This window comes from Clavibacter nebraskensis NCPPB 2581 (assembly GCF_000355695.1).
Taxonomy (GTDB): Bacteria; Actinomycetota; Actinomycetes; order Actinomycetales; family Microbacteriaceae; genus Clavibacter; species Clavibacter nebraskensis.
This window is the reverse complement of record NC_020891.1, coordinates 990,014-1,014,928: the sequence shown is the minus strand read 5'-3', so window position 1 is coordinate 1,014,928 and position 24,915 is coordinate 990,014. Positions and strand designations below refer to the sequence as shown.

The 24,915-nt window shown below is 72.3% G+C and carries 22 protein-coding genes; 10 read left to right on the top strand and 12 right to left on the bottom strand.

The annotated features are described in order from the left end of the window. The first annotated feature begins 81 nt into the window (after positions 1–81). Together CMN_RS04825 and CMN_RS04820 are read left to right on the top strand one after the other, a co-directional pair. Complete coding sequence (locus CMN_RS04825) at positions 82–1,527, top strand: O-antigen ligase family protein (RefSeq protein ID WP_227077750.1); 1,446 nt, start codon at positions 82–84, stop codon at positions 1,525–1,527. A gap of 48 nt (positions 1,528–1,575) precedes the next feature. Beyond that, on the top strand, positions 1,576–2,868 hold the full coding sequence (locus tag CMN_RS04820; protein WP_015489726.1) for an O-antigen ligase family protein: 1,293 nt from the start codon (positions 1,576–1,578) through the stop codon (positions 2,866–2,868). Positions 2,869–2,895: 27 nt separating this feature from the next. On the opposite strand, the gene CMN_RS04815 is transcribed toward CMN_RS04820, so the two are convergent. From CMN_RS04815 to CMN_RS04785, 7 genes are all read right to left on the bottom strand, one after another. Then, on the bottom strand, positions 2,896–3,366 hold the full coding sequence (locus CMN_RS04815) for a GtrA family protein (RefSeq protein ID WP_015489725.1): 471 nt from the start codon (positions 3,364–3,366) through the stop codon (positions 2,896–2,898). Positions 3,367–3,529: 163 nt separating this feature from the next. Further along, positions 3,530–5,320 carry a hypothetical protein gene (locus CMN_RS04810; protein WP_015489724.1) on the bottom strand — a complete coding sequence of 597 codons (1,791 nt, stop codon included), beginning with the start codon at positions 5,318–5,320 and terminating at the stop codon, positions 3,530–3,532. Positions 5,321–5,504: 184 nt separating this feature from the next. Further along, positions 5,505–7,523 carry a glycosyltransferase gene (locus CMN_RS04805; protein ID WP_015489723.1) on the bottom strand — a complete coding sequence of 673 codons (2,019 nt, stop codon included), beginning with the start codon at positions 7,521–7,523 and terminating at the stop codon, positions 5,505–5,507. After that, positions 7,523–8,686 carry a UDP-galactopyranose mutase gene (gene glf, locus CMN_RS04800; protein WP_015489722.1) on the bottom strand — a complete coding sequence of 388 codons (1,164 nt, stop codon included), beginning with the start codon at positions 8,684–8,686 and terminating at the stop codon, positions 7,523–7,525. Before glf ends, CMN_RS04805 begins: the two co-directional genes overlap by 1 nt. 67 nt (positions 8,687–8,753) lie before the next feature. Further along, positions 8,754–9,602: a glycosyltransferase gene (locus CMN_RS04795; protein ID WP_015489721.1), complete on the bottom strand. Its 849-nt coding sequence runs from the start codon at positions 9,600–9,602 to the stop codon at positions 8,754–8,756. Positions 9,603–9,766: 164 nt separating this feature from the next. Next, complete coding sequence (locus CMN_RS04790) at positions 9,767–10,729, bottom strand: glycosyltransferase (RefSeq protein WP_015489720.1); 963 nt, start codon at positions 10,727–10,729, stop codon at positions 9,767–9,769. Further along, positions 10,726–12,942 carry a hypothetical protein gene (locus CMN_RS04785; protein WP_015489719.1) on the bottom strand — a complete coding sequence of 739 codons (2,217 nt, stop codon included), beginning with the start codon at positions 12,940–12,942 and terminating at the stop codon, positions 10,726–10,728. The genes CMN_RS04790 and CMN_RS04785 overlap by 4 nt, the downstream gene beginning before the upstream one ends. A gap of 149 nt (positions 12,943–13,091) precedes the next feature. On the opposite strand from CMN_RS04785, the gene CMN_RS04780 reads away from it, so the two are divergent. Genes CMN_RS04780 through CMN_RS04770 form a run of 3 tightly spaced genes read left to right on the top strand, consistent with a single transcriptional unit; the run spans position 13,092 to position 16,071 of the window. Continuing rightward, complete coding sequence (locus CMN_RS04780) at positions 13,092–14,069, top strand: glycosyltransferase family 2 protein (RefSeq protein WP_487249728.1); 978 nt, start codon at positions 13,092–13,094, stop codon at positions 14,067–14,069. After that, positions 14,066–15,097 (top strand): glycosyltransferase, encoded by a 1,032-nt coding sequence (locus CMN_RS04775; RefSeq protein WP_015489717.1) that lies wholly within the window; start codon positions 14,066–14,068, stop codon positions 15,095–15,097. Before CMN_RS04780 ends, CMN_RS04775 begins: the two co-directional genes overlap by 4 nt. After that, a complete protein-coding gene (locus tag CMN_RS04770) occupies positions 15,094–16,071 on the top strand; it encodes an NAD-dependent epimerase/dehydratase family protein (protein WP_015489716.1) in 978 nt (325 codons plus the stop codon). Before CMN_RS04775 ends, CMN_RS04770 begins: the two co-directional genes overlap by 4 nt. A gap of 28 nt (positions 16,072–16,099) precedes the next feature. Here CMN_RS04770 and rfbA read toward each other — a convergent pair whose 3' ends face one another. The 3 genes from rfbA to CMN_RS04755 are packed head-to-tail and all read right to left on the bottom strand — an operon-like array spanning position 16,100 to position 18,050. After that, positions 16,100–16,963 carry a glucose-1-phosphate thymidylyltransferase RfbA gene (gene rfbA / locus CMN_RS04765; protein ID WP_015489715.1) on the bottom strand — a complete coding sequence of 288 codons (864 nt, stop codon included), beginning with the start codon at positions 16,961–16,963 and terminating at the stop codon, positions 16,100–16,102. Between the two features lie 3 nt (positions 16,964–16,966). Continuing rightward, complete coding sequence (locus CMN_RS04760) at positions 16,967–17,572, bottom strand: dTDP-4-dehydrorhamnose 3,5-epimerase family protein (RefSeq protein WP_015489714.1); 606 nt, start codon at positions 17,570–17,572, stop codon at positions 16,967–16,969. A 25-nt stretch (positions 17,573–17,597) separates the two neighbouring features. Continuing rightward, entirely contained in the window at positions 17,598–18,050 is a 453-nt protein-coding gene (locus CMN_RS04755) for a GtrA family protein (RefSeq protein WP_015489713.1), read from the bottom strand. A gap of 180 nt (positions 18,051–18,230) precedes the next feature. Between CMN_RS04755 and rfbB the strand changes: the two genes are divergently transcribed. The 5 genes from rfbB to CMN_RS04730 all read left to right on the top strand — a co-directional run bounded on the left by rfbB (position 18,231) and on the right by CMN_RS04730 (position 22,999). Then, on the top strand, positions 18,231–19,220 hold the full coding sequence (gene rfbB / locus CMN_RS04750) for a dTDP-glucose 4,6-dehydratase (RefSeq protein WP_015489712.1): 990 nt from the start codon (positions 18,231–18,233) through the stop codon (positions 19,218–19,220). Further along, positions 19,217–20,071: a dTDP-4-dehydrorhamnose reductase gene (rfbD, locus tag CMN_RS04745; protein WP_015489711.1), complete on the top strand. Its 855-nt coding sequence runs from the start codon at positions 19,217–19,219 to the stop codon at positions 20,069–20,071. The genes rfbB and rfbD overlap by 4 nt, the downstream gene beginning before the upstream one ends. A gap of 94 nt (positions 20,072–20,165) precedes the next feature. Further along, on the top strand, positions 20,166–21,035 hold the full coding sequence (locus CMN_RS04740; protein WP_015489710.1) for an ABC transporter permease: 870 nt from the start codon (positions 20,166–20,168) through the stop codon (positions 21,033–21,035). Beyond that, entirely contained in the window at positions 21,019–21,765 is a 747-nt protein-coding gene (locus CMN_RS04735) for an ABC transporter ATP-binding protein (RefSeq protein WP_015489709.1), read from the top strand. Before CMN_RS04740 ends, CMN_RS04735 begins: the two co-directional genes overlap by 17 nt. 94 nt (positions 21,766–21,859) lie before the next feature. Further along, positions 21,860–22,999: a glycosyltransferase family 4 protein gene (locus tag CMN_RS04730; protein ID WP_015489708.1), complete on the top strand. Its 1,140-nt coding sequence runs from the start codon at positions 21,860–21,862 to the stop codon at positions 22,997–22,999. Between the two features lie 20 nt (positions 23,000–23,019). Here CMN_RS04730 and CMN_RS04725 read toward each other — a convergent pair whose 3' ends face one another. After that, on the bottom strand, positions 23,020–24,369 hold the full coding sequence (locus CMN_RS04725) for an LCP family protein (RefSeq protein ID WP_015489707.1): 1,350 nt from the start codon (positions 24,367–24,369) through the stop codon (positions 23,020–23,022). After that, a complete protein-coding gene (purE, locus tag CMN_RS04720) occupies positions 24,366–24,890 on the bottom strand; it encodes a 5-(carboxyamino)imidazole ribonucleotide mutase (protein WP_015489706.1) in 525 nt (174 codons plus the stop codon). Before purE ends, CMN_RS04725 begins: the two co-directional genes overlap by 4 nt. Positions 24,891–24,915 lie beyond the last annotated feature (25 nt).

Below are 24,915 nucleotides of genomic sequence, written 5' to 3'. Positions count from 1 at the left end.
CGCGCAGGCGATCGCGCCGCCGCCGCCCCCGCTCCGCCCGGGCGGCGGGACGCGGCCTCGAGGCCGGATACCCTGATGGGCATGCCCACCGCCAGCCGCCGAGCCCTCCGGAGCTTCGCGACCTTCGTCCTCGTCACCACGTTCGCCGGTGACATGTGGCGCGACAGCCTCAGCTGGTGGGGCTTCGGCGCCATCGCGCTCGCCGTGCTGGTCACCTGCGTCACCCTGCTCGTCCGCTCGCGGCCCCTGCCGCGCGTGCGCGTGCTGCCGATCCCGCTGCTCGCGTTCACGGGGATCGCCGTGCTCTCCATCGCGTGGTCGCAGTACCGGCCGGAGTCGGCGCTCGGCGTCCTCATCCAGCTGTCGACGTCCATCGCGGCGCTGACGTTGGTCGTGCTGCTGTCGTGGTCGGAGATCGTGCAGGCGCTCGGCCGGGCCTTCCGGATCATCCTCGGGCTGTCGCTCGCCTTCGAGCTGTTCGTCGCGGTCGTGGTGCGCGGGCCGGTCATGCCGTTCTTCACCGACTACGGGCCCCGCGCTCCGGCCGCCTTCGCGTGGACCCGCGGCGAGCTCCTCAGCGGCGGACGGATCCAGGGCGTCGTCGGCAACGCGAACCTGCTCGCCATGGTGGCGCTGCTCGGCCTCATCGTCTTCTCGCTGCAGTACGCCGCGCGCACCGTCCGCCGCCGTGACGCGGGGCTCTGGATCCTCGTCGCCCTCCTCACCCTGACCCTCACCGGCAGCTCAACGGTCCTCGTCGCGCTCCTCATGACCGGCGTCGTCGCCGCGCTCGCGCTCGTCGCCCGACGCGTCGGCATCCGCGGGCGGCTCGTGCTGGCGGGCGGCGTCGCCGTGGCGGCCGTGGTCGGCGCGGGCGTCGTCGCCACGCGCACCGCCGAGGTGTTCGAGCTCCTCGGCCGCTCCCCCGACCTGACGGGCCGGTTCCAGATCTGGGAGTCCGTGCTCGGCCTCGCGCAGCAGCACCCCGTCGTCGGCTGGGGCTGGATCGGCTACTGGGCGCCCTGGGTGCACCCGTTCCAGGGGCTCGCCGTCCGCAGCGGCGTCACGTACCTGCAGGCCCACGACGCGTACCTCGACGTCCTCCTGCAGGTGGGGGCCATCGGGCTGCTCGCCTTCGCCTGCGTCATCGTGACCACCTACGTGCGCTCCTGGTGGGCCGCCATCGACCGACCGCAGCACCGCAGGGACCGCGTCGAGCCGTACTCCACCCTCGCGCTCGCGCCGCTGCTGCTCATGACCGCGCTGGTCGTGCAGAGCCTCGCGGAGAGCCGCCTGCTGTACGAGGGCAACTGGCTGCTGCTCGTCGTCATCGCGATCGCCACGAGGTCCAGCATGGTCGCGCGCGAGGACGTCCCGGGTCCCGACGAGGCGCGTCGCCGTCCGGTGCGGGCCGAGGCACCGCGGGCCGCCGCGGTCGTGTCGCCTCCCCCGGTCGACGCCCCGACCCCCGCGGCCGTCCCGTCGGCGTCGGCGGCGTCCGGCGCCCCCGACCCCCGCGTCGTCTGATCCGCGCGGCCGCCCGGTGCCCCGCCGATCGCCCGTGAAGGCCGACGCATGACCCGTCCCGCCCGGATCCCGCTTCCGGAGCGCCTGCCCGACCTCCTCGGGTCGGCGCGCTTCTCGGCCGCGCTCACCCACTGCATCCTCGGCACGGCCGTCCTGTCCCACGCGCTCCGGTCCACCGTGGGCTGGGCCGGGCTCGTCGCGATCGTCACGGCCCTGGTGGCCATGGCCGCGGGATCCCTCGCGGCGAAGCGGGGCGACTGGGAGTGGCGGGGCCTCCTCCCGATCTCCCTGCTCGTCCTGGTGGGCTGGTGCGCCGCGACGCTCCTCTGGGCGGCGTACCAGCCGGACGCGGTCGGCGGCGTGCTCCACCTCGCGGCGTCCGCGTTCCTCGCGGTGTACGTGGGCGTCGTCCGCGACCTGATCCAGATCGTGCGCGCGGCCGGGGACGTGCTGCGGCTGGTGCTCGTGTCGTCCCTGGCCCTCGAGGTGCTCGCGGGGCTCCTCATCGACGGCCCCATCCCGTTCCTCGGCATCCGCGGCGCCCTCGAGCGCCTCGGCCCGATCCAGGGGCTCCTCGGCGAGCGCAACGCCCTCGGGATCGTGGCCCTCGTCGCCGCGGTGACGTTCGCGGTCGAGCTCATGACCCGGTCCGTCTCGCGCGGCCGCGGCGTCTTCTCCCTGGTCGTCGCGCTCCTCGTGGCATCGCTCACGCGGTCGTCGGTGATCCTCGGCACGTTCCTCGTGCTCGCCGTCGCCGCCCTCGCGCTGCTCGGCCTCCGCCACCTCGCACGGCAGGCGCGTCCGCTCGCGAACAGCGCGGTCCTCGTGCTCGCGGCGGTGGCGGCGGTGCTGGTCGTGGCGTTCCGGTCCCCCGTGCTGCAGGTGCTGCAGGCGCGGCCCGACTACCTGCAGCGCGTGGCGCTCTGGCGGGAGATGCTGCGCCTCATCGACCTCAACACCATCGAGGGCTGGGGCTTCGTCGGGTTCTGGCGCCGCGACGCGTACCCGTACACGGCGCTCGACCTGGTCAGCCGGGGTGCGCAGGAGACCGGCCGCAACGCCTACCTCGACCTCTACCTGCAGGCGGGGCTGGTCGGGCTCGTGCTGTTCGCCGCCTTCTGCGCCCTGGCGCTCGGGCGCTCCTGGGTGCTGGCGACCACCAAGCGCGGCGTCGGCTACGTCTGGACGGCCCTCGTCCTCGTCGTCCTCGTGGTCGCGTCGCTCGCGGAGAGCGTCACGATCGTCGAGTGGGGCTGGGTGCTGCTCGTGATCTGCGCCGTCAAGGCCGCGCAGGGCCGCAGCTGGCGGCACGGGCTCCCGGAGCAGCACCGGCCCGGATGACGGACGGGCCGCGGCCGGGAATCCGGATCAGCGGACCGCCTCGTCGCGCGGCCGGCGGAACGAGAAGAACTTGTGGCCCGTGTAGGTCGCCACGGTGATCACGATGGTCACGAGGATCTGCGCGACGATCGGCTCCAGGGGCGTGGTCTCGACCACGAGCGGCAGCAGCAGCATGTTGGCGAGCAGCGGCACCAGGTTCACGAGCGTGTAGCGCGAGAAGTCGGGCAGGAGGTTGCCGCTCACCTTGAACACGAGCTTGCGGTGCAACGTGAACGCGATCGGCAGCTGCACCGCCCAGGCGATGACGAGCACGACGGGGTACGGGATCGCGTGGCCCCACAGCAGGTAGAGCAGCGCGAACCACGCCGTGCCGAGCACCGTGTTGAAGCCGCCGACCAGCAGGAACGCGACGCGCTCGTCCTTGATCAGCCGGAGCAGGATCCCCGGGAGCGGGGTCGGCTGACGGGGATCGTCGACGTCGGGCGCGTGCTGGTCCATGGGCTCTCCTCGCCGCGCCGGGCGCTCGAGGCGCCGGCCGGCGGGCCGCGCCGTGGTCGTCCGGTGCGGCCCCACTGTATCCGGTGGACCCTGCGCTCCCGGCCGCTCCCGCCCTCCGCTGCGTCGCCGGGGCGCGCCGCGGGCCGGAGAGGCCGGGCGCGGATCAGTAGGCCGCGCCGACCGGGATCCGGGCGAGTGCCGCGGCGCCCATCGTGGTGATGGTCGGCGACGACGTGCCCGCGAGGGCGACGAGCCTGGCCCAGCTCGAGACCGGCCGGGCCTGGCCACCCTGGAGCACGTACACGCTGGGGTCGGTCGCGCTCTTCACGAGCACCGGACCGGTCACCGTGCCCCCTGTCGCGTCGAGGGCGCGGCACGTGGTGGGCAGGAGGTCCGTCACGGGGAGGCCCGTCGACCCGGGGTTCGCCAGGGCGACGATGCCGCCCTGGGTGGCGAGGTACGAGGTGCCGCCGCAGCGCACCAGCAGCGACAGGTTCGCCGCGGACCGGGCGTACCCGTCGAGGGTGCCCTGGGTCACGGTGCTGTACGCCTGGCCGAGGCCGAGCTCCCGGGTGACGGCGAAGTCGGGCACGCCGACCTTCCGGTTCAGCCCGTCGACGACGTAGACGTCGGCGCTGCTCGCCGACTTCACGAGCGTCCCGGGCTCCAGCGCCACGTGGCCCGTGGAGTACCGGTCGCCGACCTGGGACCGCATCTGCGCGACGAAGGCGGACGCGCCGCCGTTGAGCGCGACGAGCGCCGACCAGCTGGACACCGGGTACTTGACGCCGCTGTCGAGGAGGTACGCCGTGCCGTCGCCGGGCAGCGTGAAGAACGCGCTCATGGCGCCGGCCTGCGGCACTGCGCGGAGCTGCCCCGGATCCAGGGGCACGGCGGCCGAGCAGCTATAGCCGTACGACGCGACCAGGTCGCAGGAGGAGAACGCGTGCTGCCTGTCGCCCTGCACGAGGCTGATCGTGCCGTCGGACGGGTCGCGCACGAGCTCGGACGCGGGGACGCCCGTGGCCAGAGCGTCGAGGTAGGAGCGGCCGACCGTGCTGATCCCGCCGAGCGCGGAGAGCGTCTGGTAGACGGCGAAGTCGGTGACCGGGTGCTTCTGCCCGCCGCTGACCAGGTAGACGCTGTCGTCGGTCGCGACCTTCACGAAGGCGGACACGGGTCCGTCGCTCGTGCTGCCGAACCAGTCGGTGTAGAGGCGCCAGAAGTTGCGGTTGCCGTACGAGGAGCACGAGTCGCCCGTGCCGTAGAGGTTCTGGAGCGCGGCCGGGTTGGGCTGGTACGGCGTGTAGATGTAGAGGCCGGCGGTGGCCTGGTTCCGGATGGTGACCTGCGAGGATCCGCAGTCGGCGTTCGGGTGCCAGAGGATGCGGTTGCTGCGCCCGGCCTGGTAGTTCCAGCGCGTCGGCGTGGACTGGTACACCTTGAACTGGTGCGCCGCGTTGTAGACCTGGTTGAAGAAGCCGTAGTAGAGGGAGTCGCACGCAGCGGTGTCCGGGCAGCCGTAGCCCGTGGCGCTGCGGAACTGGCGGTCGGTGGGCGTGCTGTCGGTGACGAGCCCCTGCTCCTTCTCCAGGAGCACGAGCAGGGCGGCCTGGCTGACGCCGCACGCGCGGCCGACCCAGTAGACGATGTCGGCACCGCTGAGGCGCGACGCCTGCAGGTCCGAGCAGCGGCTGTCGGCCGCCCGCGCGGGCGTGCTCTGCACGTAGCCCTTGAGGCACACGTAGCCGGAGGCGCAGCTCGGGACGCGCGCCTGCAGGAAGGATTGGATGTCCCCCTGCGACATCGCGTCGCCGTCGTAGAATTTGGCGTCGCTGATGATCATGCCGGGGTCGAAGTCCGCGCCGGACGCCGCCTGCGCGGGATCGGCCGAGCCGCCGACGGTGCCCGTGCCGACGAGCCCGACCCCGAGCGCGACGGCCCAGACGGCCATGCAGGCGATCAACCGTGAGCGTCGGCGCGCGCGCCGCATCGTGTCAACCCCGTTGTTGAACAAATGCGTCCCCCTGCGTCCCCGTGCCGTGAGATGCGATTCTCACACACAAAAGGGCGTCCGCCGCACCGTGGTGCGGATCGGACGCCCCTCGGCGCTCAGCGGACGATGGATCCGCGGCGGGCTACCTCTTCCGGCGGCCGGCCGGCGGCTGGTCGACGCCGAACGTGCGGGCCCAGGTCTCCGGGCTCGTGACCGTGGGCAGGGCCGCGCGGTAGGCGGCCTTGAGCTGCGGCCAGCGGGCGAGGATGCGCCAGCGGAGCACCATGCTCGTCCACAGCATGCGGCGGAAGAGCACGGGATCGCGACGGTGCAGGAGCGCCGCCGACCCCTCCGCGTTGGAGACGAGGACGCTGTCGAACGAGGGGACGACCCACCAGCGGGCGTCCTCGAACGCGAGGTGCGCCTCCGGCCCACGCGTCGCCGCCTGGCTGAGCGGGGCGAACGCGTGGCGCGCCACCGTCCGGGCGAGCCAGACGAGGCGGGAGATGCCCGAGGGGGCGCCTCCCCCGCGTCGACGCTGCGGCTTGTCCGGCGCGACGATCTCGGGCAGCGCGGCGCGGTCCTTGATGGGGACGCCGTCCGTGAAGCCCTGCGCCAGCTCGCGCGTGCGGGCGAGGCGCGTCACCATGTCCTCGTGCAGGCCGCGCGGCCCGCGGAGGATGTTCCGGTACGCCTCGTGACGGGCGGCGAGCGCGAAGTACTGCATCGACACCAGGTGGCGGACGTCCGTGGCGAGGTTGGCCGTGAGGAACCGGCCGCCGCGCTCGTAGGGCGAGTGCAGCAGCGCCGCGACGAGGCGGTTGCGCGCGTGGAAGAACGCCTGCCAGTCCTGCGAGTCGTCCTTGTCGACCCAGGACACGTGCCAGACGGCGGCCCCCGGGAGCGTGACGGTCGGCACGCCGATCTCCTTCGCCCGCAGCGCGTACTCGGCGTCGTCCCACTTGATGAACACGGGCAGCGACAAGCCGACCTGCTCGATCGTGGAGACGGGGATGAGGCACATCCACCAGCCGTTGTACTCGGCGTCGACGCGGCGGTGCATCCACCGGGTCTGGCGGAGGTTCGACGCGCTGAAGTCGTGGCGTGTGGGCGTGACGGGACCCCACATGAAGTTCCACATGTCGAAGCCCTCGGCGTACGCGTGGAGCTTGCTCTTGTCGTACATGTCGAACATGTGGCCGCCGACGATCGTGGGTGTCCGCGCGTAGTCCGCGAACTTCACGGCACGGCGGATGCTCTCGGGCTCGAGCGTGATGTCGTCGTCCATGACGAGGACGTAGTCGCTCGCGCCCTCCTTGAGCGTCTCGTACATGCCGCGCGAGAAGCCGCCCGATCCGCCGAGGTTGGCCTGGTCGATGACGCGGAGCTTTTCGCCGAGCAGCTCCTGCGCGCGCGGGAACGCCGGCTGGTCCGCGACCTTCTGGGTGCCCTGGTCGGTGACGTAGACGTGGTCGAGGAGCGCGGCCACGTCCGGCTTCTCGCCGATGTCGGTGAGGAGCTTCACGCAGTACTCGGCGCGGTTGAGCGTGGTGATGGCGATGCTGACGGATCCCGCGGCACCCGCCGTGGGGGCGGATCCCTCCGGCGCGTACCAGCCGGCCTCGACGAGCGCGAAGTCGGCCTCCTCGCCCATCAGGTCGAACCAGTACCAGCCGCCGTCGGCGAAGTACGTGAACGGGAGCTCGAAGCGGGAGGTGGCGGAGCCGGACACCGCGGCGCCGTCGACCTTCTGGATCACGCCGCGCGCGTTCGAGCGGTAGACGATGACCTGTCCCTCGCCGCGGGTCTCCACATCGAGCACGACGCCGTCGAGCGTGGTGCTCGCGCGCCAGTAGGAGGCGGGGAACGCGTTGAAGTAGGTGCCGAACGACACCTTCCTGCGGTGGGGCACCTGGAAGCCGCGGTCGCCGCGGATGGCGCTGATGATGCCCATGTCGCTGAGGCGGACGACGGCGTTGTGCGTGTCCGAGTCGACCACGCGCAGCGGCGAGCGCCGGCGCTTCTCGGGCGCCACCGGGATGCTCGTCCAGTAGTCCGCGTCGACGTACAGCGGGACGATGTCCGGGTCGTGCTCGGACGGCAGGATGACGCGCTGGATGAGGTCGAGCTCCACGGGAGCCCCCTCGCCGGCGGCCGCCATCAGGAGGCATCCTTCACGAGGACGGGCTTGAGCTTGTTCTCGTACATCGAGAGCGCGGCGCCGATCGCCATGTGCATGTCGAGGTACTGGTACGTGCCGAGGCGGCCGCCGAAGAAGACGCCCGCCTCCTGCTTGGCGAGCTCGCGGTACTTCAGCAGGCCCTCGCGGTCGGCCGCGGTGTTGACCGGGTAGTACGGCTCGTCGTCGCCCTCGGCGAAGCGCGAGTACTCGCGCATGATGACCGTCTTGTCGGCCGGGGCGTCGCGCTCCGGGTGGAAGTGGCGGAACTCGTGGATGCGCGTGAACGGCACGTCGGAGTCGGCGTAGTTCATGACGGGCGTGCCCTGGAAGTCGCCGACTGGGAGCACCTCGCGCTCGAAGTCGAGCGTGCGCCACGACAGCGCGCCCTCCGAGTAGTCGAAGTAGCGGTCGATGGCGCCCGTGTAGACGACGGGCACCTTCCCCACGACCGAGGCCCGGTTGACCTCCTGGGTCTCGTCGAAGAAGTCGGTCTCGAGGCGGACCTCGATGTTCGGGTGGTCGGCCATGCGCTCGAGCCACGCGGTGTAGCCCTCCACGGGCAGGCCCTCGTGCGTGTCATTGAAGTAGCGGTTGTCGTACGTGTAGCGCACGGGCAGGCGGCTGATGACCTCGGCCGGCAGGTCCGTGGGATCCGTCTGCCACTGCTTCGCGGTGTAGTCGCGGATGAACGCCTCGTAGAGCGGGCGCCCGATGAGGGAGATGCCCTTCTCCTCGAGGTTCTTCGCCTCGCCGGCGTCGAGCTCGGACGCCTGCTCGGCGATGAGGTCGCGCGCGGCCTGCGGCCCGTGGGCGGAGCGGAAGAACTGGTTGATGGTGCCGAGGTTGATCGGCAGCGGGAAGACCTCCCCCTGGTGCTCCGTGTAGACGCGGTGCACGTAGGGCGTGAAGTCCGTGAAGCGGTTGACGTACTCCCACACCGTCTCGTTCGACGTGTGGAACAGGTGCGCGCCGTAGCGGTGCACCTCGATGCCGGTCTCCGGGTCCTTCTCGCTGTACGCGTTGCCGCCGATGTGGTCGCGACGGTCGATGACGAGGACCTTGAGGCCCAGCTCCTCGGCGACGCGCTCCGCGATCGTGAGTCCGAAGAAACCGGACCCGACCACTACGAGATCAGGGCTCATGGCACATTCCTTTGCTGGGGTGGCGCCCGACGGGCGCTCGACGGGACTGGTCAAGGGTACCGGGGGATCAGGCGCCGGCCCGCGGGACCGTCCGGTCGCGCGTGATCAGGCGACGGTACAGCCCGCGGCGGACGGCCTCGGGGATGAGGCGGTAGCCGCCGCGGACCAGCACGTTGCGCAGGGCCTGCGAGGGCGACGTGAAGCGGCGGCGGCGGAACTCGCGCTGGAGCCGCAGCTCGGCGACGAGCTGCGCGACGCCGCCGCGGCGGGCGTAGGCGCCCGCGCTCACGCGGTACATGACGAGCGGGTCCGGGAGGTTCTCCACCCGCGCGCCCGACTGGATCATGCGCGCGAAGAGGTAGTAGTCCTCCATCAGCCCGAGCGGCATGTAGCCGCCGGCACGCTTCACCGCGGCGCGCCGGTAGACGACGGTGGGGTGGTTGAACGGGTCGTGGAAGCGCGCGTAGCGGGAGATGGCGTCGGCGCCGACCGGCGGGGTGCGGCGTCCGGCGATGGTGCCGACGTCGTCCGCGAACTCGTACATGCCGGTGCCGACCAGGTCGAGGCCGCCGGAGATGAGGGCCAGCTGGCGGGCGAAGCGCTCGGGGAGGCTGATGTCGTCGGCGTCCATCCGGGCCACGACGTCGTGCGCGCAGGCCTCGAGCCCGCGCTCGAGGGCGTAGGCGAGTCCCATGTTGCGCGCGAGCTCGACCGTGACGACGGGGACGGGCGACGCCTCCGCGAGCTCGGCCATGGTGCGCGCGAGCTCGGCCGACACCGGGCCGTCGCGGACGACGACGACCTCGTCCGGCCGGAGGGCCTGGTCTTCGACGCTGCTGCGGAACGCCCGACGGAGGAACTCGGGGCGGTCGCCGCGGTACACGGGGAGGAGGAGCGAGAAGGCCTCGGTGGGCACGGGTCCTCCATCATGTTCCGTGCTGCGTGCGCAGCGGGGCCGTCGGTGCCGGACGGGCGGCCGGGCGGGCCGGGGCGCGTCGAGCACCAGAGTCTACCGGGAGCCCGGCTGCGGATCCCGGCGGCTGTGCGGCCCGGCGGCCGCGCCGTCCGGCGCGGGAGCGCTCAGGCGCGACCGGCACCCGCCTCGATGCGGCGGACGCCCTCGGTGATGCCGCCGAGGCCGGCGAGGACCTCCGCGGCCGGACGGGGCCGGCTCCCCAGTCCCTGGCGGATCCCGTCCACCAGGCCGCGGATCAGCAGCGGCCGGTCCGCGGAGCGCGCGATCGTCCGCGCCCAGCCGACGAGCGCCGCGCCCGCGTAGAGCACGCGCTCAGCGGGCGAGAGGGCGCGGGAGAGCCGCAGCATCCAGATCTTGTTGCGCACCTCGAAGACGAAGCGGGCCCCGGGATCCACGTCCGTCGACCCGAACGTGCGGGTGCGGTGCTCCACCGTGCTCCCGTGCACGAGGTAGCCGCGTCCGCGGCGCAGGAGGCGCGCCGAGTACTCGAAGTCGTCGTTCCAGAGGAAGTAGTCGGCCATCGGCAGGCCGTGGGCGCGGATGGCGTCGGCCTCGACCATCATCGACACGAAGGACGCCGTGCGGACGGGCGTGCAGCCGCGCCGGGCGGCGCGCGCGACGCTCGCCCGGGACGCCGACGGCCTCGTGCGCGGCGTGTTCATGGGATGCGGGCGTCCGTCCGTCCAGCGCACGGCGGATGCGAGGACGACCGTGCCGCGCGGGGCGGCGGCGCGCGCGCGCAGCAGCTCCTCGAGCGCCGGGGGATCCGGGACGGTGTCGTCGTCCATCAGCCACACGAGCTCGGCGTCGTGGACCGAGATCGCGCGCTCGATGCCCGCGGTGAACCCGCCGGCGCCCCCGGTGTTCGTCGGCAGCGTCGTGAGCGCTACCTCCGGGAAGCGCGCGCGGATGACGTCGGCCGACCCGTCCGTCGAGGCGTTGTCGATGACGACCACCTCGTGCAGCGGCACCGTCTGCGCGGCCAGCGCCGCGAGGGTCTCGACGACGAGCTCCCGGCGGTTCCAGGCGACGACGACCGCGACGACGCGCGGCCGCAGCCCGCTCATCGTGCGGCCACCCGGCGGCGGCGGCGCACGACGAGGCGGCCGATCGCCCATGCCGCCGTGAGGAGGATCACGAGGGCGGCGGACGCGACCTGCATCTGCCAGCCCGGGCTCCAGAACGACACCGTGACGGTCTTCCCCACGTCCGCCGCGGAGACGTCCACGCCGAGCAGGAAGCCGTCGACCGGCTTCGCGCGCAGCTCGGCGCCCGACACCTGGTACCCCGGCCAGGGGATGAGGGCCATGGCGACCGTGCCGCCGTCGGCCGGGGCGGCGTCCACGCGGAAGGTGGATCCCATCGGGTCGTCGTGCAGCAGCGTCACCCGCGTGCCGTCCGACGTCCACACGACGCCGCCCGCGCCCTTCAGCGGGGTGTCGCGGACGATCGTGCGCGTGGTGGGGGTGTCCTCGACGACGCTCCACCCAGCCGGGACGTCCTCCCAGTCGCTGCGCGCCACGGTCTTCGCGGGGTCGCTCCCCCGCTGGGCCTTGATGACCTGAACGGTGCTCGCGCCGATGAGGTCGACCAGGTCAACCCCGGTGTCGGATCCCTTCACGGGCTGGAACAGGCGCTCGTACAGCGCGCCGCAGGTGAGGCCGTTGAACTGCATGCAGACCTTGTTGCCGTAGCCCGGGTAGTAGACGGAGGAGTACGCGTTCTGGACCGGCTTGCCCGTGACGTACCAGGAGTTGCCGAGGAGGGTCTCCGCGTAGTCGGTGGTCTGCGGGAAGCCGACGACGAGGATGTCGCCCTCCGCGCGCGGGAGCTGCGTGCTGTAGGCGCTGACGTCCGCGGGGAGGTCGTACGTCTCCAGCGGGGACTTCGGCGAGCGGTAGTGCTGCGGCACGAGGAGGGCGACCGTGCCCACGATCGCGACGACGGCCATGGCCGCGGACCGGGACCGCCGCGTCGCGCGGGCGCGGTCGGCGACGCGGCCGATGACGGCGGGACCGCGACGCGGGCGCCAGCCGACGGCGAGCCCGTAGACCAGGAGCACGAGGACGCCGACGAGCGCGACGGCCACGATCGCCGGCTTGAGCGCCCGCGGATCCTGCGTCAGGAGCAGCGCGCCGTTGACGGCGACGATCGCCCAGGCGGCGTAGAGGTGGCGGCGGGTGAGGACGCGGCGCAGGCTGCGCGAGAAGCCGAGCGCCAGGACGACGAGGATGACGGCCGTGAGGTACGGGACGACGCGCACCGGGTAGCGGAGCGGCCCGATCTCCGACGGGGCGAGCACGCCCGCGATCGCGGCGACGCCGATGATGAGGATGGACGGCCGCCCGCGCAGCAGGGCCCAGAGCCGGCGCCAGTCGATGAGGACGAGCAGCGGGAGCAGCCAGGAGATGTAGGTGATGGGGGCGCCCGGGATGTTCCCCACGTAGTACTCCATGAACGGGCTGCCCATGGGCATCCCCGAGATGGCGAGGTCGCTGAGGTCGACCGTGAGGAAGCCGTCGTTGCCGATGGAGTTGGAGCGCCCCGACACGGACGAGGTGAGCACCCCGGGCAGGTGGACCAGGACCGCGAAGAGCCCGGCGATGACCGAGAGCCCGAGGGCCCGGAGCACCTCGGGACGGCGGCGGCGGATGAGTGCCTCCACGAGCAGCGCGCCGAGCGCCGCGGCCAGCATGAGCGTGGCGGCGGCGTAGCCGATCCCCACCACGGTGACGGCCGCGAGCACCGCGCCGACGGGGTTCGCGCCGGTGCGCACGACGCGTCGGGACAGGCCGACGGCGAGCGGCCAGAACGCCCAGGCCATGAGGCCGTTGACCCACGAGGGGGCGTCGAAGTAGAGGGTGAAGCCGGCCAGGGGCACGGCGGTGGCGACGACCGCGGACCAGGGCCGGGTCACGCCGTAGGCGCGGGCCAGCACGTAGAGGCCGGCGGAGGCGATGGCGAGGCAGACCAGCTTGACGATGGTCGAGTACAGGGCGGCGTTCGACATGAGCTGCGAGCCGAGGCCGACGGCCCAGAGGAAGGGGCTGTAGATGCCCCACGCGCCCTCGGCCTGGTAGTTGCCGGACTGCCACACGGTCGGGTTGAGCAGGGACCAGTTGCCGTCGAGGATGCGTCGGCCGATCTCGAACCACTGGCCGTACGCCCCGGCCTCGGTGTCGTTCACGAAGTAGTAGCCCGTGAAGAAGAGCATCGGGATGGTCGCGCCGACCACCGTGGCGGCGACGGCGGCGGTCGGCCACAAGAGCTTGCTGCGCATGGGGAGAGGAATCCGTTCGTCGTGTACCGCCCGGACCGGCTGGCTCGGCGCGGGCGGGACTCACCCTAACGCCTGGGTCCTCCCGGCCCCGTGAGCACCACCCGGTGCGCACCGCCGCCTCCCGGGTCGCGGGCGGGAGCCGTGAGAGGATGGCCCCCGTCCGCACGCGCACCGCGGTCGCCTACGGTCTCCGTCGCACGTCGCACGATGACGTGCAGCGGGTGGGCCTCGACCCGGGCGCGTCCCCTCCTGCCTCGCCGAAGGAGAGCCACGTGGCCCCACGCGTCTCGATCGTCATCCCCGCCTACAACAACGCCGACTACCTCCAGGAGACGGTGGACTCCGTGCTGGCGCAGACGTTCACCGACTTCGAGGTCGTGATCGCGGACCACTCCTCCACCGACGGCACATGGGACGTGATGCAGCGCTACGCCGACGAGCCGCGCGTCCGCCTGCTCCGCACCGACGCGGGCGGCGGCGCCCTCCGCAACTGGAACCGCGTGAGCCAGGAGGCACGGGGCGATCTGATCAAGCTGGTCTGCGGCGACGACCTCCTCTACCCCACCATCCTCGAGCGCCAGGTGGCCGAGCTCGACGCGTCGCCGTCGGTCGTCCTCGTCGCCAGCCCGCGCGACATCGTCGACGCCGACAGCCGTCCGGTGGTGCGCGACCACGGCGTCTCCGGATCCCGCATCGCCATCACGGGCGCCGCGGCCGTCCGCCGCACCATCCGCTCGGGCACCAACATCTTCGGCGAGCCGGGCTGCGTGCTCATGCGCCGGGCCGACCTCGAGGCCGTGGGCTGGTGGGACTCCCGCTGGCCCTACCTCATCGACGAGACCACGTACGCGAAGGTGCTGCTCCGCGGCGACTTCGCGTCCGTCGGACCGAAGGCCCTCGCGGGCTTCCGCATCTCCGACTCGCAGTGGAGCGTGCGCCTCGCGGGCGAGCAGGCCAGCGCCGCCGCCGGGTTCCACCGCTGGGTGCTCGAGGCGCACCCCGGCGTCGTCTCCCGCGCGGACGTCCGGCTCGGCGACATGATGGCCCGGGCCAAGGCGCTCTCCCGCCGGCTCGTTTACCTCTACCTCGGACGGCGCATGTCGCGCTCGGCCGGGAGCGCCGCGTGAGCGCCGTCGAGTCGCGGGACGCCGGGGCCGACGTGCTGCCCCCCGACCACTCCGTCTCCGTCGTCATCCCCGTGTACCAGGGGGAGCTGACGCTCGAGGCGCTGATCGCCGAGATCCAGCCCTTCACCGTCCCGCAGATCACGCGCGACGGCCACAGCTACGCCGTGACCGAGGTGCTCCTCGTCTTCGACAACGGACGCGACGGATCCCCCCGCGTCCTCCGCGAGCTCAAGCGCCTGCACCCCTTCGTCCGGCCCATCTGGCTGAGCCGCAACTTCGGGCAGCACGCCGCGACGCTCGCGGGCATGGCGTCGTCAGGCGGCGACTGGATCGTCACCCTCGACGAGGACGGCCAGCACGACCCGGGCTTCATCCCCGACATGCTCGACGTGGCCATGCGCGACCTCGCCTCGGTCGTCTACGCGAAGCCGACGAACACGCCGTCGCACGGGTTCCTGCGGAACATCGCGTCGCGCGGCGCGAAGGTCGCCCTCAACGCGATGTCCTCCGACCAGGACGCCGAGCAGTTCCAGAGCTACCGGCTCGTGCTCGGCTCCGTCGGCCGGAGCGTCGCGGCGTACGCGGGGTCGGGCGTGTACCTCGACATCGCGCTCGGCTGGGTCGCGAACCGCATCTCGACGTGCGACATCACCCTCCGCGACGAGGGCGAGCGCCAGTCCGGCTACTCGCCCCGCCGCCTGTTCTCGCACTTCTGGCGCATGGTGCTCTCCAGCGGCACGCGGGGCCTCCGGGCCGTGAGCGTGCTCGGGGCCCTATTCCTCGTCGTCGCGCTGATCTTCGTGATCGTCATCGTCGTCAGCCGCCTCACCGACAACTCGGTGCCCGCCGGCTGGGCGTCGACCATCGTCACGATCCTCGCGTCGAGCGGCATCATCCTGTTCTCCCTCGGGATCATCGCCGAGTACATCGGCGTCTCGGTCGGCATGGCGCAGGGCCGGCCCGCGTACCTGATCGTGCGCGACCCCCTGGACGGCCCGCACGGGCGTCCGCCGCGCGGGCACGTATGACGTCCGCCGTCCCCGTCTGGATCATCGGCGCGCGCGGCCTCCTCGGCGCGTCGCTGCTCGACGCCATGACGGCGGATCCCCGGTGGGCTCCCGTCGCCGCCCGGCCGCTGCCCTGGTCGACCACGGACGAGTCCGTGATGCGGGCGGCCGCGCGCACCGAGGCGGAGCGGCTCCTCGAGGCGGGCCGCGCCGCCGGAAGCTGGGCCGTCATGTGGTGCGCGGGCGCCGCGGTCACCGGCAGCACGCGCGCGCAGCTGGACCACGAGCTCGGGCAGCTCGAGGCGGTGCTCGACGAGATCGCCCGGGCCGCCGCGACCGCCCCGGCCCCGGGCGGCGCGCTGTTCTACTCGTCGTCCGCGGGCGGCGTGTACGCGGGAGCCGCCCAGCCGCCCTTCACGGAGGACACGGAGCCCCGGCCGCTCGCGCCCTACGGGGAGGCGAAGCTCCGCGCGGAGGGCCTCGTGCGCGCGTTCGGCGAGCGCGCCGGCGTGCGCACGCTGATCGGGCGCATCGCGAACCTGTACGGTCCGCGCCAGGCCGTAGGCAAGCCGCAGGGCCTCATCACGCAGCTGGCCCGCGCCAACCTCTCCCCCACGCCGGCGTCGATCTACGTGCCGCTCGAGACGGTGCGCGACTACCTCTACGCCGACGACTGCGCCGGCCTCGTGCGCGACGCGACCGCGCGCCTCCTGCAGCGGCCGGCGGACGCCCACGTCGTCAAGATCCTGGCGTCCGGCCAGCCCGTCACCATCAGCGCGCTGCTCGGGCACTTCACGGCCCTCGGCAAGGCGCGGCCGCACGTGATGCTCGGCCTGTCGCCCCTCGCGGGCTACCAGGCGGTCGACCTGCGCCTCGAGAGCGTCGTGTGGCCGGACCTCGACGAGCGCGACACGATGCCGCTGCCCGCCGGGATCCACATCACGGCGCAGGCCCTCGTCTCCGGCCTGCAGTCCGGCGAGCTCACCGCCCGCTGACGCCGGCCAGGTCAGCCGGGCCGCGGCGCTACGCCTCGAGCAGCGCGACGAGGTAGCGCCCGTAGCCGCTCTTGATGAGCGGACGCGCGAGCTCCTCGAGCGCGTCGCGGTCGATCCAGCCGGCGCGGTACGCGATCTCCTCGATGCAGCCGATCTTGAAGCCCTGACGGTCCTCGATGACCTTCACGTACTCGGAGGCCTGCATCATGCTCTCGAACGTGCCGGTGTCGAGCCACGCGGTGCCGCGGTCCAGCACCTGCACGTGGAGGCGCCCGGCCTGGAGGTAGTGGTCGTTGACGGCGGTGATCTCGAGCTCGCCGCGTTCGCTGGGCTCGATGCCCTTCGCGATCTCGACCACGTCGTTGTCGAAGAAGTAGAGGCCGGGCACCGCGTACGCGCTCTTGGGCGCCGCGGGCTTCTCCTCGATGGACACGGCCGTGAAGTCCTCGTCGAACTCGACCACGCCGTAGGCCGTGGGATCGGCCACGTGGTACGCGAAGATCAGCGCGCCGTCGACCTCGGTGTTCCTCCGGAGGCTCGTGCCGAGGCCGGCCCCGTGGAAGATGTTGTCGCCGAGGACGAGCGCGACCGAGTCGTCGCCGATGAACTCCTCGCCGATGACGAAGGCCTGCGCGAGGCCGTCGGGCGAGGGCTGCACCGCGTACTCGATGCGCATGCCGAGGTGCGAGCCGTCGCCGAGCAGGGCCCGGAACTGGTCGTTGTACTCGGGCGTCGTGATGATGAGCACCTCGCGGATGTCCGCCATCATCAGGGTCGACAGGGGGTAGTAGATCATCGGCTTGTCGTAGATCGGCATTAGCTGCTTGCTGATGCCCTTCGTGATCGGCCAGAGCCGGGTGCCGGAGCCGCCGGCCAGGATGATGCCCTTCATGGGTCAGCTCGCTTTCTGGGAGTCGTGGAAGGCGCGCATGTCCGACCAGGTGGGGAGGAGCCCGGCGGCCGCCGCCTCGGCGAGCGTCGGGGCCTCGAGGTCCTTCGGGGAGAGGAGCGGCTCGCCCGCCTCCTCGGGGAAGACGAGTCCGACCTCGGGGTCGAGCGGGTCGATCCCGTGCTCGGCGCCCGGGTTGTAGACGTCGCTCACGAGGTAGGTGACGGCCGCGTCGTCGGTCAGCGCGACGAAGCAGTGGCCGAGCCCCTCGGAGATGTAGACGGCCTTGTGGGTCTCGGTGTCCAGCCGCACGCTGTCCCACTGCCCGAAGGTCGGGGATCCGACGCGGATGTCGATGACGAAGTCGAGCACGGCGCCGGAGACGGCCTTCACGTACTTGGCCTGGCCGCGCGGCACGTCGGCGAAGTGCACGCCGCGGACGACGCCGCGCTTCGAGACGCTCATGTTGGCCTGGCGCAGGTCGAGCCGGTGGCCCACGACGCGCTCGAGCTCGTCGAACCGGTACCACTCGAGGAACACGCCCCGGTCGTCGGCGCGCTGGACGGGGGTGATCTCGTAGCCGTCGGGCACGGCGAGCTCTCGGATCTGCACGGGTCGCAGTCTAGCAACGGGCCGGTCAGCGGCCGGCCCGGCCCTCGTCGGGGGGCCGGCGGAACGAGAACCAGCGGTGCCCGACGTAGCTGATGAGCGTGATCACCACCACGATGAGCGCCTGGGCCATGAGACGCGGGACGCCCGTCGCGACGAGCAGCGGCAGCGAGACGGCGTTGAGCGTGATGGACACGGCGTACACCGACACGAAGCGCGCGAGGTCGCGCAGCACGTGGCCGCGGACGCGGAACACGAGCCGCCGGTACAGGGCGAACGCCACGAGCACGGCCACGGCGTAGCTCCCGGCGAGCGGCACGAGCGACCCGAGCACCGGGAGCCCCGCCGCGTCGAGCGCCCGGCCCGCGGTGGCGGCGAGCCCCGCGAAGAGGAGGAACGCGAAGGCGGTGTTGAAGCCGCCGACCAGGAGGAACGCCACGCGCTCGTCGCGGAGGAGCGCGCGGATGCGGGAGGCGGCCATCCCCGCATCCTGCCCGCTCACCCCCGGGATCCGCCGTGCGGCCCGCGCCTCCCCCGCACGGGGACGTGGCCGCGGGGGCAGTCGCCGGTACACTCGCAGGCGGTCCGCCCCCGAACAGCAGCGGACTCTCCCCCGACGTCGGCCCACCCGCCCGGCGTCTCGACGACAGGACACATCTCCATGAGGATCCTCGTGACCGGCGGCGCCGGCTTCATCGGCTCCAACTTCGTGCGCCACGCGCTCCAAGACGACTACGCCGGGCTCGAGGGCGCCGACGTCGTCGTGCTCGACGCCCTCACCTACTCGGGCAACCTCGAGAACCTCGCGCCCGTCAGCGACTCCCCGCGGTACACGTTCGTCCGGGGCGACATCCGCGACGACGCCGTGCTCGACGAGTGGATCCCGCAGGTCGACGCGGTCGTGCACTTCGCGGCCGAGAGCCACGTCGACCGTTCCGTCCGCGACGCGAGCATCTTCGTCGAGACCAACGTGCTCGGCACGCAGAAGCTCCTCGACGCGGCCCTCCGCCACGACCTGAAGCGCTTCGTGCACGTCTCCACCGACGAGGTCTACGGATCCATCGCCGAGGGGTCGTGGGACGAGGAGCGGCCGCTCGAGCCCAACTCCCCCTACTCCGCGTCGAAGGCCGGCAGCGACCTGCTCGCCCGCTCGTACCACCGCACGCACGGGCTCAACGTGTCGATCACGCGCTGCTCGAACAACTACGGGCCGTACCACTTCCCCGAGAAGGTCATCCCGCTCTTCGTCACGAACCTCATCGACGACAAGCACGTGCCGCTCTACGGCGAGGGCCTCAACATCCGCGACTGGCTGCACGTGGACGACCACTGCCGCGGCATCGCCCTCGTGCTCGTGCAGGGCGCGCCCGGCGAGATCTACAACATCGGCGGCGGCACCGAGCTCACCAACCGCGAGCTCACGCAGCTGCTGCTCGACGCCACCGGCCGCGACTGGTCGTACGTCGACCGCGTCGAGGACCGCAAGGGCCACGACCTCCGCTACTCCGTCGACATCTCCAAGATCCAGCGCGAGCTCGGCTACGCGCCGCAGGTGCCATTCGAGCAGGGCCTCGCCGACGTCGTGCAGTGGTACCGCGACAACCGCGCGTGGTGGGAGCCGCTGAAGGCGCGCGCCGAGCTGCCCGCGTGAGCCGGATCCTCGTCGCGGGCGGCCGCGGCATGCTCGGGCAGGACCTCCTCCCGGCCCTCGCCGCGCACGACGTGACGGCGCCCGCGCGCGCCGAGCTCGACATCACCGACGAGGCCGCCGTCCGCGCCGCCGTCGCCGGTCACGACGTGGTCGTCAACCTCGCCGCGTACACCGCGGTCGACGCGGCCGAGGAGCACGAGGACGCCGCCCGGGCGATCAACGCGACCGGCGCCGGCGTGCTCGCGCGCGCGGCCGCCGACGCGGGCGCGCGGATCGTGCACGTGTCCACCGACTACGTCTTCGACGGATCCGCCACCTCGCCCTACCCGGAGGACGCGCCCCACGCGCCCGTCTCCGCCTACGGCCGCACCAAGGCCGAGGGCGAGCGGCTCGTGCTCGAGGGCCACCCGGAGGGCGCGAGCGTCGTGCGCACCGCGTGGCTCTACGGCGCCGGCGGCCCGTCCTTCCCCGCCACGATGCTGCGGCTAGCCGCGTCGCACGACACGGTCTCCGTGGTCGACGACCAGCGCGGCCAGCCCACCTGGACGGTCGACCTCGCGGCGCGCATCGTCGAGCTGGTCGACGCCGGGGCGCCCGCGGGTGTCTTCCACGGCACGGCCACCGGCGAGGCGACCTGGTACGAGCTCGCGCGGGCCGTCTTCGCGGAGGCGGGCCTGGATCCCGAGCGCGTGCGCCCCACCGACAGCGCGTCCTTCGTGCGGCCGGCCCCGCGGCCCGCCTACTCGGTGCTCGGGCACGACGCCTGGGCCCGCGTGGGCCTCGCGCCGCTCCGCGACTGGCGCGAGGCGCTGTCCGACGCCGCCGCGCACGGCGTCCTCCGGGCGCGCTGACGGTTACACTCGTGTCCGGTCCGATCCCGGACACCCGAGCCGATCCCGCTCCGCGCCCCGCGCGAGCCCCACGCAGTCCGAAGGGCACCATCACGTGTCGAGCATGACGAGTTCCCAGTCCCGGGAGTTCTCGAGGCCCGGCACGGGCGCGGGGCTCCTGGACGTGTACCGCCGCCGCTACCTCCTCTCCCTCCTCGTGAAGAAGGAGGTCCAGGTCAGGTACCGCGGATCCGTCCTCGGCTGGCTCTGGTCGTACGTCAAGCCGGCGGCGCAGTTCGCCGTGTTCTTCGTGGCGATGGGCGTCTTCCTGCAGCTGAACCGCAACCAGGTGAACTACCCCGTCTACCTGTTCTCCGGGATCATCCTCATCAACTTCTACACGGAGGCCTTCTCCAACTCCACGAAGTCGCTGGTGGACAACGGGGCGCTGATCAAGAAGATCTACCTGCCCCGGGAGCTGTTCCCGGTGTCGAGCACGTTCGTGGCGCTCGTCAACTTCCTGCCGCAGCTCGTGATCCTGCTCGTCGTCTGTCTCCTCGTGGGCTGGGCGCCCACGCCGGTGCAGGTGCTCGGGATCTTCCTCGCGGTCGCCATCATCGGCACGCTGGCCATCGGCCTCGGCATGCTGTTCGGCGCCGCGAACGTCTCCTTCCGCGACTCGCAGAACTTCGTCGAGCTCATCGTCATGGTGGTCGTGTGGGCCTCGCCCGTGCTCTACCCCTACGCGCAGGTCGCGAAGGTGCTGCCGGACTGGCTGCTCGTGATCTACCAGCTCAACCCCGTCACCGCGGCGGTCGAGCTGTTCCACGCCGCGTTCTGGTACCCGACCACGGGCGGCACCGGCGAGCTGCCGCCGAACCTCTGGGTGTACGGGTTCATCGCCCTCGGCGTCTCGCTCCTGAGCCTCCTGCTCGGGCAGCTCGTCTTCAAGAAGCTGGAGGGGCGCTTTGCCCAGGACCTCTGAGTCGGACGCGCTCCCGCGCATCATCGTCGAGAACGTGCGGAAGTCGTTCCTCCTCCGCCACACCCACTCCATCAAGGAGACGGTCATCGCGGCCGTCCGCCGGAAGCCGCTGGCCTCCACCTTCGACGCGCTCGACGACGTCAGTTTCTCCGTCCGGCCCGGCGAGTCCGTGGCCCTCATGGGCTTCAACGGATCCGGAAAGTCGACGCTGCTCAAGCTCATCTCCGGCGTCTACCAGCCCGACAGCGGCGAGGTGCTAGCCCGCGGACGCATCGCCGGCCTCATCGAGGTGGGCGCGGGCTTCCACCCCGACCTCTCGGGCCGCGAGAACATCTACCTCAACGCCGCGATCCTCGGCATGGAGCAGCACGAGATCGACGCGCGCTTCGACCAGATCGTCGAGTTCAGCGAGATCGAGAAGTTCATCGACACCGAGGTCAAGCACTACTCCTCGGGCATGTTCCTGCGGCTCGCGTTCTCGGTCGCGATCCACACCGAGGTCGACATCCTGCTGGTGGACGAGATCCTCTCGGTGGGCGACGAGCCGTTCCAGCGCAAGTGCCTCGCGAAGATCCGCGAGCTGCACGACCAGGGGAAGACCCTGGTCGTCGTGAGCCACGACCTCGACATGGTGTCGGACCTCTGCGAGCGCGGGATCCTCATCCAGTCCGGGAAGGTCGCGTTCGACGGCCCGTCCAGGGACGCGGTCGAGCGGATGCGCCGGAGCTGAGCCCGACGGCGCCGCGCCCTCCCGGTTTCCCGGGCGCCGCGCCGGTACGATGGTCCTCCCGCGGGCCGACCCGACACCCGCGCGATGGAGGACCGTGACCACCACGCTGCGCGTGATTATCGACCAGCTGACCGGACCGACGCCCGGCGGCATCGGCCGCTACGCCGAGGACCTGACGAGCGCGATCGTCGCCGCGACGCCCAGCGGGTGCGAGGTCGAGGGGGTCGTCTCCGCGATCACGCCCGAGCAGACGGCCGACCTCGAGGCGCGCCTGCCGGGCCTCGCGCGCATCACGCGCGTCCCGCTCCCCCGTCGCGAGCTCTCCCGCGCCTGGCAGCTGGGCCTCCCGACGCCCGGCACGACCGGCATGGTCCACGCGCCCGGCCTCCTCGCGCCGCTGCGCCGCCACGACCGCGTGAACACGAACGACCAGATCGTCGCCACCATCCACGACGTCAACGCGTGGACGCACCCCGAGAGCATGACGAGCGCCTCCGTCTCCTGGACGAAGGCCATGGCCAAGCGCGCGCGCAAGCACGCCGACGCCGTCGTGGTGCCCTCGCACGCGCTGGCCGAGGAGCTGGCGCGCTACGTCGACCTGGGCGACCGGGTGCGGGTGATCGGCGGGGCCGTGAGCCCGCGCCTCGCCCTGCCCGAGGATCCCGCCACCCGTGCCGCCGAGCTCGACCTGCCGGCCGACTACCTGCTCACCGTCGGGAGCCTCGAGCCGCGCAAGGGCGTCCAGGCGCTCGTGGAGGCGCTGGCCCGGCCCGAGACCGGCGACCTGCCGCTCCTCATCGTGGGCCCCGCCACGTGGGGTGACGTCGAGCTCGCGCAGGTGGCCGACGAGGCGGGCATCGACCCGTCGCGCGTGCGGAGCCTCGGATCCCTCACGGACGCCGACCTCGCCGTCGCCCTCGACCGCGCCACGGTCTTCGTGCACCCGAGCCTCTCGGAGGGCTTCGGCCTGCCGGTCGTGGAGGCGCTGTCCTTCGGCACGCCCGTCGTGCACTCGGACGCGCCGGCCCTCCTCGAGGTCGCGGCGGATGCGGGCGTCGTGGTGCCCCGCGAGGACGCCGCCGGCTACCCGCTGCGCCTCGCCGAGGCCATCGGCGGCCTGCTGTCCGACACCGCCGCGCGCGAGCGCCTCGCCGTGGTCGGCCAGGACCGCGCCCGGGCCTTCAGCTGGCGCGACTCCGCCGAGAAGGTCTGGCAGCTGCACGCCGACCTGTAGGCGCCGCTCCGCCCCCGGGATCAGCCCGCGGAGCCGTTCGCGAACTGCTGCTGGATCGCCTGTCGGATGGCCGGGAAGTCGGGCTTCTGCGAGTCGAACCGGGGCGGCACGATCTCCAGGTCGTCGATGGGCTGGTCCTTCGTCTTCAGCGCGAGCTGCGTGAAGTAGCCGAGCATGCCGCGCGGCATGTCGGTCTTCACGACCTGCTGGCCGGCCTCGGCGATCGCGTCGAACTTGGTGAGCACGTTGGCCGGGTCGAACTGCTTGAGCACCGCCTGCTGCACCTCGCGCTGGCGCGACATGCGGTCGTAGTCGGTGGTCTGGTAGCGGGACCGCGCGTACCAGAGCGCGTGGTAGCCGTCGAGCTTCTGCTGACCCGGCTCGATCCACTCGGGGATGGGCACCGGCCGGAACTTGTCGTCGTGGCCGGATCCCATGCCGATGCGGCGCTTCACGTCGATGTCGATGCCGCCGAGCGCGTCCACCATCTCGGAGAAGCCCTGCATGTCGATGAGCGCGTAGTACTGGATCGTGAGCCCCGTGACGCCCTGCACGGCCTCGCGCATCGCCTCGATGCCGGGGAGGCTCCCCTTCCCCTTCGCATCGGGGTAGAGGTCCTGCTTGTAGACCTCGACCTCCGTGTAGATCGAGTTGAGCATGCAGGCGTCGACGTCGCAGCGCTGGTAGCCGTTCGGGTAGCGCTCCTTCAGGGGCGAGCCGTCGGAGAACGGGACCTTCTCCATGTCGCGCGGGAGGCCCACCATGGTCGCGCGCCCGGTGTCGGCGTCGATGCTGACCACGGTGATGCTGTCCGGGCGCAGTCCGGCCCGGTCGCTGCCCGCGTCGCCGCCCAGCAGCATGATGTTGTACCGGCCGTCGACCGGGGCCTCGGTGGCGTAGTCGCCGAAGATCCCGCCGAGGGCCCCGCGTCCGACGCCGACGAGGTACGCGGCGTACCCCGCGGATCCGGCCGTGCCGACCATGAGCAGCACCGACAGCGCCGCGATGATCGGACGCGCGCCGGGTGCGGCCCGGATGATCCGCGCGAGCCGCAGCGTGTCGAGCGCGAGCACGACCCACACCACGGCGTAGGCCGCCAGCAGCACCTGCGCGGCGAGGAGCACCCACTCCTGCGACACGATCTGGATGAGCGGGCCGCGGGCGAACAGCGCGAGCCCGCCGACGACCACGGCCAGCGCCCACACGGCGAGCGTGGATGCGAGGCCGATGCGGCCGAGGCGGCGGTTCCCGGCGAGGACCTGGGCGCTCCCGGGGATGAGGACGTTCAGCATCACGAGCCACCAGGCCCGGGTGGTCATGATGCGCGGGGACCGGGTGTCCGGGTGCCGGATGGGCTGGGTGAGGCTCACGTCCGCGACGAGACCTTCTGCTGCAGCGCGGCGTTCTTCCGCTCCACCAGCTCGGCGAGCTCGGCGCGGTGGCGGGCGAGGGCGTCCGCGATGCGGTCGTCCGAGGTGGAGAGGATGCGCGCGGCGAGCAGCCCCGCGTTCTCCGCGCCGCCGATGGAGACGGTGGCCACGGGCACGCCCGCGGGCATCTGCACGATCGACAGCAGGGAGTCCATGCCGTCCAGGGTCGCGAGGGGCACCGGCACGCCGATGACGGGCAGCGTGGTGACGGATGCGATCATGCCCGGCAGGTGGGCGGCGCCGCCTGCACCCGCGACGATGACGCGGATCCCCCGCTCGCGCGCGGACTTCCCGTAGGCGATCATGCGCTCGGGCGTGCGGTGCGCGGAGAGCACCTCGACCTCGTGGGCGATGCCGAGGGCGTCGAGCGCGAGGGACGCCTTCTCCATCACGTTCCAGTCGGAGTCGGAGCCCATGACCAGGCCGACGAGTGCAGGGGTGTCGGGATTCACGGGCTCCATGCTAGGTGCCGGATCCTGCGGGACC

Excerpts from the sequence above, each read along its gene's own strand:
- CMN_RS04825 (WP_227077750.1), top strand. The coding sequence starts at position 82 with ATGCCCACCGCCAGCCGCCGAGCCCTCCGGAGCTTCGCGACCTTCGTC.
- CMN_RS04820 (WP_015489726.1), top strand. The coding sequence starts at position 1,576 with ATGACCCGTCCCGCCCGGATCCCGCTTCCGGAGCGCCTGCCCGACCTC.
- CMN_RS04815 (WP_015489725.1), bottom strand. The coding sequence starts at position 3,366 with ATGGACCAGCACGCGCCCGACGTCGACGATCCCCGTCAGCCGACCCCG.
- CMN_RS04810 (WP_015489724.1), bottom strand. The coding sequence starts at position 5,320 with ATGGCCGTCTGGGCCGTCGCGCTCGGGGTCGGGCTCGTCGGCACGGGC.
- CMN_RS04805 (WP_015489723.1), bottom strand. The coding sequence starts at position 7,523 with ATGGCGGCCGCCGGCGAGGGGGCTCCCGTGGAGCTCGACCTCATCCAG.
- glf (WP_015489722.1), bottom strand. The coding sequence starts at position 8,686 with ATGAGCCCTGATCTCGTAGTGGTCGGGTCCGGTTTCTTCGGACTCACG.
- CMN_RS04790 (WP_015489720.1), bottom strand. The coding sequence starts at position 10,729 with ATGAGCGGGCTGCGGCCGCGCGTCGTCGCGGTCGTCGTCGCCTGGAAC.
- CMN_RS04785 (WP_015489719.1), bottom strand. The coding sequence starts at position 12,942 with ATGCGCAGCAAGCTCTTGTGGCCGACCGCCGCCGTCGCCGCCACGGTG.
- CMN_RS04780 (WP_487249728.1), top strand. The coding sequence starts at position 13,092 with ATGGCCCCCGTCCGCACGCGCACCGCGGTCGCCTACGGTCTCCGTCGC.
- CMN_RS04770 (WP_015489716.1), top strand. The coding sequence starts at position 15,094 with ATGACGTCCGCCGTCCCCGTCTGGATCATCGGCGCGCGCGGCCTCCTC.
- rfbA (WP_015489715.1), bottom strand. The coding sequence starts at position 16,963 with ATGAAGGGCATCATCCTGGCCGGCGGCTCCGGCACCCGGCTCTGGCCG.
- CMN_RS04755 (WP_015489713.1), bottom strand. The coding sequence starts at position 18,050 with ATGGCCGCCTCCCGCATCCGCGCGCTCCTCCGCGACGAGCGCGTGGCG.
- rfbB (WP_015489712.1), top strand. The coding sequence starts at position 18,231 with ATGAGGATCCTCGTGACCGGCGGCGCCGGCTTCATCGGCTCCAACTTC.
- purE (WP_015489706.1), bottom strand. The coding sequence starts at position 24,890 with ATGGAGCCCGTGAATCCCGACACCCCTGCACTCGTCGGCCTGGTCATG.